The sequence below is a fragment of the Marinobacter sp. F4216 genome (genome assembly GCF_019931195.1).
In the GTDB taxonomy this organism is placed as follows: domain Bacteria; phylum Pseudomonadota; class Gammaproteobacteria; order Pseudomonadales; family Oleiphilaceae; genus Marinobacter; species Marinobacter suaedae.
Genome location: NZ_JAIOUO010000004.1, coordinates 443,203 through 455,450, shown reverse-complemented (window position 1 = coordinate 455,450; position 12,248 = coordinate 443,203). Strand labels below are relative to the sequence as shown.

Genomic DNA, 12,248 nt, shown 5'->3' with positions numbered 1-12,248 from the left:
GAAGGGGGAATTACTGAGCTGCCAGCACCAGTGACTCGAGGTATTCCAGGTTGGGAATCCAGGCGGTATCGCCGTCGACCTCGACTTTCATCAGGTCGGCCGGGCCGGTCTCGCCGTCGGTCTGGATAACCTGGTCTTCCGCCAGGCGTGTCTGACTGGGAATACCCTGGGTCAGCAACGCCAGGAAGGGTGCACGTTCATGCTGCTCGCCGATGGTGTTGAGCACCACGATACGGCCCCGGTTGTCGCCGGGTACCAGGAAGGTGCCGCCGTTGGCCGCATCGTAGGAGATCACCGGCAGCTTGAGGCCACGCCAGTCCAGGTAGCCGGCGAGCCAGTCCGGGGTGTTGGCACCGGCTTCGGTGCTGGCGAAATCCACTACCTCGGCAATGCTGACGTTGGGGAGCAACAGTTGCCGCTCGTTCATGGGGATCAGAACGCAGGCGAGGGTCTGACTGTTGTCTTTCATTGCTTAATTCCTCAGGCGGAGTCCCGTTTCTGTCTGCCCTTGAGCAGGCAGGATTCTTCTATCGTTTTGACCAGTTCCCGGGCCAGTGCTTCCGGGGTGCCACTCAGGGTGGTGCAACCGGTGGCGGCCACAGAGTCGGGCATGGAGCTGTTGCCACAGCTGTCACTTTCCTGCACCCAGATCTTGCTGCCATGGGCTTTCAGCATGGGCGCGGCAATAGCGCCATCGTTGCCCATGCCGGAGAACAGAATAGCGTGGCAGCGTGACCCGTAATGGTCGGCGACGTTCAGTAAAACCTGATCGATGGACGGGCCATAGGGCCCCGGCCATTTCCTGTTCAGCTCGGTCAGTTCACCGGCTTCATTGAACGCCCATTCGTGTTCGACGGGCATCAGCACCACGTCGCCATTGTGTACCCGATAGCCTTCCTCTGCCCGTTTCAGTTTGTAATGGGCGTGTCGGCCAAGCACACGGGTGAGCACACTGGTGAAGTTACCGTCGATATGCTGGGCGTAGATAAACCCCACGGGCAATCCCGGCGGCAGCTGGTCGAGGAAGGTCTTCACAGCGGCCGGCCCGCCCAGGGAGGCCCCCAGAATCCAGACCTCTTCGGCCGGTGAGCTATTGAAGGCGGGCGGAATCCACTGGGGCAGGGTGGGCGTGACTACCTCGGCGGGTGGTTGTTCTTCGAGTTGCTGGATGGCGTGTTCCGAATCCAGCTCTTCCAGCGGCCCCAGCTCCTGTTCAAGCTTCGCCAGCAACCGGCGTTCCCAGCGGAAATAGTCCGTGCCCCCGGTTTTGGGGGCCAGATCCAGGCCGAACAGCACCGGCGCGTCCGTGTTGCTGAACAGGTGATCGAACAACCCGGGATGATCGGCGTCGTCTTCCAACGTCACCAGCCAGAGGCTGGCGTCCGGAAAACCCGGGTAGTCCAGCAACCGCCCCGGGTCGCCGGAGAAACAGACATCCAGCCCCACCTTCGAGCTGGCGTTCTGCAGGCGATGGCGCTGCAGCACGATGTCCGAAACGATCCCGACCCGGGGCCGGCCAGTGTGGCCGACCATCACTGATTACCGGTCAACCGTTTGATGGTGGCGAGCAGTTCGCTCTCCTGGAACGGCTTGCCGAGGTATTCGTTCACGCCGATGGCCATCGCCCGGTCACGGTGCTTGTCACCGGTTCGGGAGGTGATCATGCAGATTGGCGTATCCCGCAGTGTATCGTCATGGCGCACGAAGCTGGCCACCTCGAAGCCGTCCATCCGCGGCATTTCGATATCCAGCAGGATGATGTCAGGCTTGTGATCCTGCAGCTGTGCCACCGCATCCAGACCATCTTTCGCCAGCACCACTTCCATGCCATTCCGCTCCAGAAGGCGGGAGGTAACCTTACGGACCGTCACCGAGTCATCCACCACCATCACCTTGGTAATGGTCTCTTCGTAACGGGCGGCTTCGCGGGCTTTCTCGAGGTTCACCAGGCGCTGACGCTCGGACAGAATGTCGGAACGGATCATCGCCGGCAGGTCGAGAATCACCACCACGTTACCGTCACCCAGGATGGTCGCCCCGGACACACCCCGGACGGTACCGAACTGAGGGCCGAGGGATTTAACCACGATTTCCCGGCTACCGAGGATGTTGTCCACCTGCAACGCCATCGGCTGCTCGGCGCCCCGTACCAGAATCACTGGCAGCGGCAGGATATGGCCCTGAAGCTTGGGCTGGTGGTCGGTGTTGAGCAGGCTGCCCAGGTACTGCAGGCGGTAATCCTGGCCGGCGTACTCATACAGCGGTGCATCCGGCTTGTAGTATTCTTCCAGCTCGTAGGAGCTGACCCGCACAATACCTTCGATGGTGTTCAGCGGAATCGCGTAGAAGTCGTCACCGCTGGAGACCATCAGGGCCCGGTTAACGGATACCGTGAACGGCAAGCGTACGGTGAAGGTGGTGCCCCGACCCAGTGCCGAGTCGATGTCCAGGCTGCCGCCCAGCTGCTTGATCTCGCTGGCGACCACGTCCATGCCCACGCCCCGGCCGGAAATCTGCGTCACCTGCTGGGCCGTGGAGAAGCCCGGCTGCAGGATGAACTGCAGTATCTCGCGCTCGGTCAGGTCTTCGTCCTCGCCCATCAGCCCCTGGCGGATGGCCTTGTCGCGGATGACGCCGGAGGGAATACCCTTACCGTCGTCCATCATGCGCAGTACCACATCACCGCCTTCCCGGGTGAGCGACAGGATAACTTCGCCGGTTTCCGGCTTACCGGAATTCTTGCGGTCTTCCGGCATCTCGATACCGTGGTCGAGGGCGTTCCGGAGCATGTGCTCCAGCGGGGCAATCATCCGTTCCAGGATGTTGCGGTCCATTTCGCCTTCGGCGTTGCGAACGTCAAAGTCGACCTTCTTGCCCAGCTCGCCGCTGATCTGGCGGACGATCCGGCGCAGACGGGGAACGGTGGACGAGAACGGAATCATTCGGGTCTTCATCAGACCTTCCTGCAGTTCCGTGTTGATCCGCGACTGCTGGAGCAACAGGGTTTCGGTATCGCGAATCCGGTCACCCAGGGTTTCCCGCAGGTCGGCCAAATCCGATGCCGACTCGGACAGGGCCCGGGACAACTGCTGGATCGACGAGTAACGGTCCATCTCCAGCGGATCGAAGTCCTCGCCGTATTCCGGACCGTGCTCTTTTTCTGCCGTGAACAGGATCTGTGTTTCGGTTTCAATTTCCATCCGCCGCAGCTGCTCACGCAGACGCTCGATGGTGGCGGCCATTTCCTCCAGGTTCTGGCCGAAATCACTGGTCTGGGTTTCCAGACGGCCTCGGGTAATACTGGTTTCACCGGCCAGGTTAACCAGGTCATCCAGCAGAGATGCCGATACCCGGATGGTTTCCTGGGCGGCCCGCTGCTTCTCCGCGGCTCGTTTGCCGGTTTTGTCTTTGCGCTGGTCCGGCAGCTTGCTGGCCTCCGACGGCTCTGGCTTAGCAGCTGTCTTGGGCTCGACCTTCGGTTCTGCCGTTGCCTCGACGCTGGCCTGCTGAGATTCCGGCTTGGCCTTTTCTTCCTGCTTTTGTTCAGGCTTGGCTTCGATGTCCTGCTTTCGCTCGGGTTCGGTTGCAGGTGCTTCGGCTACCGCCGCTACCCCTTTCTCCAGTACATCGGAAACCAGCTTGATGATTTCATCGTGGTCCGCCGTAATGCTCTGCCACTGGTCTTCGGTCGGTGCGTTGCCACCGAGATCAATCAGGCGAGTCTCCAAGGCATGGGCCTTGTCACCAAGGTGTGTGAGCTGGGACAGGCGTGCACCACCTTTGAGCGTATGGAGGGCACGTTGAGCTTCCTGGTTGAAGCCGTGGTTGGCCGGTTCCTTGCGCCAGTCCTCAAGGACCTGCTCCAATTGATCCATGATTTCCCCGGCTTCTTCCAGGAAAATCTCCAGAACTTCAGGGTCCACATCCCCGGCGGTTGCGGATGCGCTTTCGTCGGTGGCCAGAGTGTCCGCCTCAGCATCCTTGTATGCTGCCTTAAGCGCAGCAATCAACTCGGACTGAGGTGCGGGCTTGCTGCCATCTTCCAGCGAACTGAGCATCGTCTGCAGGGCGTCGTGGGCCCTGTCGCTCAACGTAAAGAGTTCACTCTGGTTATCGGCACCGGCAATCAGCGGGTCCAGTGCGTCGGACCAGGCTTCGGCCAGTTCGGCAATGGTGTCGATATCCGACAGCCGGGCGCCACCCTTGAGGGTGTGAAGCTCTTGCTGAAGCTGGGTAACACCGGTCAGCTCTTCAGGCTCTTCCCGCCACTGGGCCAGGCTATCACCAATGGTGGCGTGTATCTCGATACCTTCGTCCAGGAAGATGCCGATCAGGTCGTCTTCGCTGGCCTCTTCACTGACTGCTGGCGTCTCGGGGACCGGTTCTTCTTCCGCTTCGTCAGTCGGAGTTTCGCCGCGCAAAATGGCCTGAACTTTGGTGACCAGTTCAACGGCCGGTGGGCAGGGCGCCTGGCCGGCAACCTGATCGACCATCTGGGCCAGCCTGTCATGGCAGGCGAACAACAGGTCGTTCATGGCGTCGCTGGCTGCCAGCTGGCCTTCAGCGACTTTCTCGAACAGGTCTTCCAGTACGTGGGTCAGGTCACCAATGGCCTCGACACCGGCCATCCGGGCGCCACCTTTGAGGGTGTGCACGTCCCGCTGCAATTCGGCGGCAATGGCGCGGTCCGACGGATCTTCGCTCCAGGTGTGCAGGGCACTGCCGGTGGAGTTGATCAGGTCGTACGCTTCTTCGAGGAAGATGCCGACCAGCTCCGGATCCAGATGGGACAGGTCGGTTGCCGTCACTTCAGCTTCGGGCTCCGCTTCGGTTTTGGGAGCGGTTTCCCCGGTCAGTTCGGGAGACTCTTCGGTCTCCGCTTCAGTGCCCGCTTGTTCCGAAACCTCTTCCTCAACGAGGTAGTCCGTGGGCGCTTCCTGCTCCGGCTCGTCTTTATCAACAATGTCGGTCACCGGGCGCGATGCCGTTGCCGACGTCATATAGTTACGGATCTCGTCGATCAGATCCGGTGCTGCTTCAGGCTGCTCCTGGGCTTCCAGTGCATCGACCATGTGGGCCAGGCGGTCATGGGAACGGAACAGCAGGTCTGATAGCTGGTCATTGATGGACAAGCGCTGCTCAGTCAGTCCCTCGAACAGGGTTTCCAGTTCGTGGGACAGATCACCCACGGCAGCGACACCGGCCAGACGTGCGCCACCCTTGAGGGTGTGCAGATCCCGCTGAAGCAAGCGAAGGATGTCCAGATCACTGGTGTTCTCACTCCAGTTCTGAAGCGCCTCTGCGGTGCTGTCGATCAGGTCTCTCGCCTCTTCCAGAAAGATTTCGGCCAGTTCCTCGTCGAGCTCGCTGTCGGTCTCGAAGGCCTCGGGTAGCGGGGGCTGCCCGGCTGCCGCGGTTTGATCGTCGCCGGTGGTCAGTTCGATGTCGTCTTCTTCAAAGCTCAGATCAATGGCTTCAAGGTCACCGGTGAATGCCTGCTCGAAGTCGTCGGGTCCGGCCTCTTCCTCGACTTGTGGCGTGTCTACCGGCGTGGGCGCGAGTGCATCCAGGCGAGCCAGGATATCGTCGCTGGTCTCGGTCGCCAGACCCGCAGCCACCTGATCCATCATGTTGATCAGGTGGTCGTGGGCGCTGTGCAGTGTTTCGATCAGTGCCGGCTCCGGTGCTTCGTCGGTGCGCACGAGCTGGTTGTAGATATCGCGAAGTGCGCCGGACAGGGCAGACACATCGGACAGCCCCGCGTCGGCGGAGACATCGGTAAGCTGATCAAGCTCGGCACGAAGGGGAGTGAGCAGTTCGTGGTTGGTTGACTCATCAACCCACTGGTCCAGAATGCGGTCCGCATCCAGGACGATGTCGAGACCTTCACTGAGGAACAACTGAACCAGCTGGGAGGCCGGTTGCTGATCGCTGTCCTCGCCATGCTCGCCGCCCTGGACGCGCAGGGTTGCGGCGGCAATAACCTCGAGCTTGGCGAGGAACTCCTCGGTACCCGGGAGACTTGCCTGAGGGTTCGAACGCAACTGCTCCAGTCCCTGGCTCAGGAACTGGCAGGCATCGTGCAGCAGAGCGAGAACGTCCCGGTCCGCACGCTTGTTCTGTGCCCTGGATTCTTTGACGAATCGCTCCAGCGGGGTGATGACAGCCGCGATCGGGGCAATGCCAGCGGTATGCGCACTTCCCTTGAGGGTATGGAGGGCACGGGACAGATCGTCGGTGTAAGAGACGGTCGCCTTGTCACCCGCTGCTTCCAGGTAGTTGTGCAGCGTTTGCAGATGGGTTTCGGCTTCGCTTTCGAAGATGTCCAGCAGAACAGGATCGACTCCACCTGCCGGAATGTCCTCGTCCAGTAGGTCGTCGGGTTCGGCTTCTCTGCCCGCGGGCGCGGTTTCCGTGGCAGGCATGCTGCTGGCCACCGGGATTTCACCCTTGGCCAACACCTCGGCTCGGGCCTCAAGGCTTGCCGTGTCGAAGCCTTCTGGCCGACGTTGTTCAAAGTCTTCCACCAGGCCGGGGAGGACTCCTGTGACCTCGTTGAGCAGCTCTGCAAGGTCCGAGTTCATCAGGATACTGCCGTCGATTACCCGGTTCAGCATGTTCTCAACGGACCAGGCCAGCTCCCCAACCACCTCGGCGCCAACCATACGGCCGCTGCCTTTCAGTGTGTGGTAGGCCCGGCGAACCTCGGACAACGCGGTGCGGTCGTCAAACTGGTTGAGCAGGGTCGGTAAGTGCTCCCGGATGGTTTCCAGAACTTCACCGGCCTCCTCGATGAAGATTTCGAGGATTTCGTCATCAATCAGATCGTCTTCATCGGCGGCTTCTTCTGCCACAGGTGCAAGTTCAGCAGGGGCTTCGCCAATGGGCTCGACCAGATCGGTTGCATCAGTCTCGTCGGTGGTGCTGTCGGCCGGCGCTTCCAGAGTAATTTCTTCCCCTGTTGCCTCGGCCGCTTCTTCAATCTGCTGGTTGCCGCCGGCTTCAGCGCGGCGGGTGTCGGCCATTGCTTCGGCGCGCTGAGTGAGTTCAGACACATCGGCGTCTGCCTGGCCAGAACGGAAGTCGCTGATCAAGGCCGGGATACGGGCGATTGCCTCGTCCACCAGAGCGAACAGTTCGTCGTTGAGCTTGATGGTCTGGTCAATGACCCGGTTCAGCAGGTTTTCCACGCCCCAGGCGAGTTCACCCAGGCTGGTGGCACCCACCAGGCGGCCGCTGCCCTTGAGCGTATGGAAAGCGCGACGTACTTCAGACAGGGCCTCGCGATCATCGTGATCCTGCCGGAGCCGCGGGTAGAACTCGTTGATGGTTTCGAGCACTTCCTCGGCTTCTTCGATAAAGATGCCGAGAATTTCGTCATCCAGCAGCTCCTGGTCGGATTCCTTGGCGGTTTCCGGTTCGGGCGCCGGTTCTTCCAGGGCAGCCGCATCAATAGTCGGAATGTCATCGACGTCGGCACTGGCGATCCAGGTGGGTTCGGCGCCTACCGGGAAACCAAGAGAAGCCAGACTTTCTTCGGCGACCTGCAGAATGACGTCGTTTTCGCCGTTGCCTTCCACCAGACGTTCCAGGTAGTACTCTATGCTGGTGACGGCATCGGCCAGTGTATCCAGCTGGCGCCAGTCGGGAATCTGCTTGCCGGTCAACAGTACATCGGTGATGTAGCGCTCGGCGGAGGCCAGCATGTCTGACACCCGATCCAGAGGAATCAGCCCAAGACCTCCCCGAATGCTGTGCAGCAGCCCGGGTACGTGTTCGATTTCCCGGGTATCCCACTGGGAGGCAATGAAGTTCACGATCGAGGACTTGACCTGCTCCAGGGTGTTCCGGGATTCACGCAGTAACGCCCCGCTGGCTTCACCCAGTTCCCGGGAGCCAAGTTGTGGTGTCTGGTCGGAACCGATGCTGGCTTCGCTGGTCTGGCCGTCCTGCTCCAGGCTGGACAGGCTGGCTTCCACATAGAGAAGGGCGCCGGCGATATCCATCATGGTGCCGTCGTCCACCGGATCGGGCTGGTTGATCAGTTTTTCGACCAGGTCGATCTGTTCGTTCACAACCTTGCGGGGAATCCCCAGGCCCAGAACCGCCAGGGTATTGGCGACCTGTTTCAGACCAGGCAACAGCTCTTCCAGTTCATGATTCTGGCGCAGTTCGGCGCGTACAAACAGGTCGAGCTGGTCCTTGAGCTTGGCGAGTTCTTCATTGAGCGCGCCAACCACCGACTGGATGGCCTCCCGGCCAGGGCCGGAGGCCCGTGTGCGGGCAGCGTCCACATCGTCTTCCGACGGTAGCGCCTGGTTGAGGCTGTATTCGTTGCGCAGGGCCGTGACGAGCGGGGTGTTCAGCTCACGAGCGCGGGCCACATAGTAAAGCAGGTGCTTGAGCAGTGCCTCGGGCGCCGGTTGCCGGAGAATGTCGGTGTGCTGGTCAGCCAGACGGCGGATTTCGCTGTCGAGTTCACGGAGCAGGGACTTCACCGCGGCATTGACCGGGTTCACGTGCGCCTGCAGGGTCTCTATGAACGCTCCGGCGGCTTTCCACAGTTCGCCACGGGGCGTTTTCTGGCACAGACGGTTCAGGCGAGAGATGACTTTCTGCAAGTACTCGAATTGGGCGTCGAGATCTTCCTCGCGAACCACGCCGGCCAGGGCGAACTGATACATCTGGCGCAGCTTGCGAACATGGCCCAGAACCTTGGGGTCCTGCAGGCGCTGGGAAATCTCTACCGGGACGCTCATCGTCGAGCGGCTCAGATCCGGTTTGAACAGCGAGGTGTCGGACAGCAGGGTATCCCCGCGGGCGGCACGCAGATCGTTCAGCAACGGCAGCAGCACCATCGGGAAGTCGTCCTGGCTGCTGCCCAGGTGTTCCAGATACTGGGGCAGCTGCAGGATGGCCTGCATCAGAACTTCGATGGCCTCATCAATATTGGCCATCGACTCATTCAGGATCGCCTGCGTGAGCTTTTCCATCTCTTCGGTCAGCAGTGCTGCGCCGTAGAGCTCGACCATCTGCAAGGTGCCGTGCACCTGATGAAGGTAATTCAGGCAGAAGCGCAGGCGCGTAGTGTCGTCACGATTTTCGACGTACGCTTCCAGTGCATGCTGTCCTTGAGTCAGCGTGTCCTGTATTTCGCCTCGAACCCAGTCGAGAGCGATGCTGTCATGGTGATTGCCCATAACCACTCCGGTTATTCTTCGTCAGTCTGGCGCTTGATCCACGCCAGTACATGTTCCGAGGGTACCCTCTGCAGGCCCGGCGGCTGATAATCCGTCAGCTCGCCCTGGCCCAGTACCAGCAGCCCCCCGGGCGCCAGTCGCTCTGCTAGTCGTCTGACTATTTCCCGCCGGCGCCAGCGACGGAAGTAAATCAGCAGATTCTGACAGAAGATAATGTTCATGCCGTGCATCGGTGCCTTGGCGAGGTTGAGCACGTTCAGCCCGGCGAAGCAGACCCGATCCCGGATACTGTCGACGATTTCAACGGTGTTCCGCTCGGCGGGGCGGAAATACCGGGCTTTCAGTGTCTCGTCCATTCCCATCAACTTGCGGGGATTGAACTGGCCTCGACGGGCCTTTTCGATAGCGGGCTTGCTGATGTCCGAGCCGGTGACGCCAAACAGTGGCGGCAACTCAAGCTGGGTCATGCATTCGTTCAGTACCATGGCCAGGGTGTACGGTTCTTCACCGGTTGAGCACCCGACGCTCCACACTTCCGGGGGGCGCTTTTTAAGCGCCTCCCGGGGGCGGGTCAGCACATAGTCTGACACCAGGCGAAAAGCATCAGTGTCGCGGAAAAACCGGGTTTCCTGCACCGTCAGCCGATCCACCAGGGTCGACCATTCACGAATGGCATCCGGGCCTGAGACGATCTGCTCGTAATAGGCCTGGTAGCTGCTGCAGCCGATTTCCCTCATCCGGATCCCGAGGTTGGTTTCCAGGAATGAGCGGCGGTCGGCCGACAGGGTCATGCCGGTTCGGTGCTCCAGCAAGGTCTGCCACTGACTGAACTGCGCCTCATCCATGTCCGGGAGTCGGCGCAGGGACCAGATGCCCTCGTCAGCAGACAGGTTGTTATGCATGTGCGCCATAAACCGTCAACAGCCCGAGACCGAAAATCAGCCCACCACCGGAACGTCGGCGTCTTCCTGTTCTTCCTGCTCGACGGCCTCTTCGTCCGGCAGGGTAAAGCCGGCAACGGAAGACCGCAGTTCGGACGCCATCTCGGCCAGGTGACCGATAGACTTGGCGGTCGCGTTGGTACCAGACGAGGTCTGCGAGGTGATTTCCTGGATGACGTTCATCGTGTTGGAAATGTGTGCCGCAGAGGACGACTGCTGACGCGCCGCGTTGGAGATGTTCTGGATCAATTCCGCCAGGCTCATGGATACGTTCTCGATTTCCTCGAGCGCGATACCCGCGTCCTGGGCCAGGCGTGCACCACGGACCACCTCGGCGGTGGTGTGTTCCATGGAGATTACCGCTTCGTTGGTATCCGACTGGATCGTCTTAACCAGGGCTTCAATCTGTTTGGTTGCTGCAGAAGAACGTTCCGCCAGTCGCTGAACTTCGTCCGCAACCACCGCGAAGCCTCGACCCGCGTCACCGGCCATAGAGGCCTGGATCGCAGCGTTCAGAGACAGGATGTTGGTCTGGTCGGCAATGTCGTTGATCAGGGATACGATGTCACCGATTTCCTGGGAAGACTCACCCAGTCGCTTGATCCGCTTGGAGGTTTCCTGGATCTGCTCACGGATGTTGTCCATGCCGCGGATGGTGTTCTGTACCACTTCCGCGCCTTTCTTCGCGATCGCAACCGATCGCTCCGCAACCGCGGAGGATTCCGCAGCGTTCGAGGATACCTGGTCGATGGACACCGCCATCTCGTTAACCGCCGCAGAAGCTCCGGCAATCTCTTGCGCCTGGTGCTCGGAAGCGTCCGCCAGGTGCATCGCTGTGGCCTGGGTTTCCTGGGCCGCAGAGGCAACGCCTACCGCCGTTCCACGGATGGCGGTTACCAGTCCGCGCATCTGGTCGATCGCGTAGTTGATAGAGTCCGCGATGGCACCGGTGAAATCCTCGGTTACCGTGGCCTCGGTGGTCAGGTCACCGTCTGCGAGGTCAGCCAGTTCGTCCAGCAGTCGCAGGATCGCGTTCTGGTTCTGCTCGTTCTGCTCTTCCGTGGTGGCCAGGCGATCGCGGGCGTCGCGGTACAGGGCCAGACCGATGAAGATAACGATACCGATCATGGCGGCCAGGATGATGAAGGCCAGGGTCGGTCCGATGAAGCGGGCGCTGGAGTTGGCACGGAAGCTGCCGGCCAGGGTGGACAGTTCGGTCAGCAGGAGCTCGGAATTCTGGAAGATGTCGCTGGCAGCAGTACGAACCTTGAAGAGGTCGGGAGAGGCTTCAAGGATTGCGTCAACGTTCTGGTTAACGAATTCGAACAGCTCGTCGACGGCTTCAAGACCGTAGATGGCGTCTTCGTCGTTTACCTTGGAAATGCCCATGCCCTGGTTGCCGTTGAGCTGGCCTTCCAGAACGCGACCGAACAGGCTGGCGTCGCGGCCAAAGCGGTCGGCGGCAATAACGGCTTCCTCGTCACCGGACAGTACGTTATTAACCGAGCGCACGATCCGCTCGGCCAGCAGTGACTGGCGCTGTGCCAGGGAAATCTGTTCGGCCGGAGCGCCGTTATCCAGCAGGATGCGAACGATGTCGTCGTATTCTACCTGGAGGCTGGGAATGGTCTCGTTCAGGGTCTGGGCTACTTCGTGAAGGCCCAGTACTGCGTCCTGAGTGGACAGAATCTTGTCGGCGTTTTCCCGAACCGTGTTCCAGTTGTCCTGAACGCCGCTTTCCTGAGCAAGTTCACTGGCCGGGAGGCCGGTTTCCGGGTTGCCCTTGGTGATGTTGGTCCAGAGCTGCTGGAACTCATCCCGTGACCGGCGAAGCTGGTTGAACGCCTCGGCGGTACCGCCAGCGGCCTCGGTGGCGTTCTTCGCGATGGCCTGCGAGAGAACCCGCAATTCAGCGGTGTGGGCGATGTATTCCTGGTCGTGCTGGCTGCTCCTGTTAATCATGAACAGGACTACAACGAGCAGGATGGTAAGTGCGATCAGTGCAGCGATCAGGCCGGCAACAAGCTTGTTGCCCCCCTGGTCCAGACTGAAACTTCCGGCTCTGTTTTTCATTTTCTGGCTCCCGGCCTCTTCAACATAGGTTTGG

The 12,248-nt window shown here is 60.7% G+C and carries 5 protein-coding genes; all 5 read right to left on the bottom strand.

Going from position 1 to position 12,248, the window contains the following annotated elements:
• Positions 1–10: 10 nt before the first annotated feature.
• Genes K8I84_RS11535 through K8I84_RS11515 form a run of 5 tightly spaced genes read right to left on the bottom strand, consistent with a single transcriptional unit; the run spans position 11 to position 12,214 of the window.
• Positions 11–469 (bottom strand): chemotaxis protein CheW, encoded by a 459-nt coding sequence (locus K8I84_RS11535; RefSeq protein WP_223794908.1) that lies wholly within the window; start codon positions 467–469, stop codon positions 11–13.
• An 11-nt stretch (positions 470–480) separates the two neighbouring features.
• Complete coding sequence (locus K8I84_RS11530; RefSeq protein WP_223794907.1) at positions 481–1,533, bottom strand: chemotaxis protein CheB; 1,053 nt, start codon at positions 1,531–1,533, stop codon at positions 481–483.
• Positions 1,533–9,200 carry an Hpt domain-containing protein gene (locus K8I84_RS11525; RefSeq protein ID WP_223794906.1) on the bottom strand — a complete coding sequence of 2,556 codons (7,668 nt, stop codon included), beginning with the start codon at positions 9,198–9,200 and terminating at the stop codon, positions 1,533–1,535. Before K8I84_RS11525 ends, K8I84_RS11530 begins: the two co-directional genes overlap by 1 nt.
• Before the next feature lie 11 nt (positions 9,201–9,211).
• Entirely contained in the window at positions 9,212–10,111 is a 900-nt protein-coding gene (locus tag K8I84_RS11520) for a CheR family methyltransferase (protein ID WP_223794905.1), read from the bottom strand.
• Between the two features lie 27 nt (positions 10,112–10,138).
• Positions 10,139–12,214 carry a methyl-accepting chemotaxis protein gene (locus K8I84_RS11515; protein ID WP_223794904.1) on the bottom strand — a complete coding sequence of 692 codons (2,076 nt, stop codon included), beginning with the start codon at positions 12,212–12,214 and terminating at the stop codon, positions 10,139–10,141.
• Positions 12,215–12,248 lie beyond the last annotated feature (34 nt).

Bases quoted from the DNA above. Each gene is read 5' to 3' on its own strand.
- K8I84_RS11530 (WP_223794907.1), bottom strand. From the start codon at position 1,533: ATGGTCGGCCACACTGGCCGGCCCCGGGTCGGGATCGTTTCGGACATC.
- K8I84_RS11525 (WP_223794906.1), bottom strand. From the start codon at position 9,200: ATGGGCAATCACCATGACAGCATCGCTCTCGACTGGGTTCGAGGCGAA.
- K8I84_RS11520 (WP_223794905.1), bottom strand. From the start codon at position 10,111: ATGGCGCACATGCATAACAACCTGTCTGCTGACGAGGGCATCTGGTCC.
- K8I84_RS11515 (WP_223794904.1), bottom strand. From the start codon at position 12,214: ATGAAAAACAGAGCCGGAAGTTTCAGTCTGGACCAGGGGGGCAACAAG.
- K8I84_RS11535 (WP_223794908.1), bottom strand. From the start codon at position 469: ATGAAAGACAACAGTCAGACCCTCGCCTGCGTTCTGATCCCCATGAAC.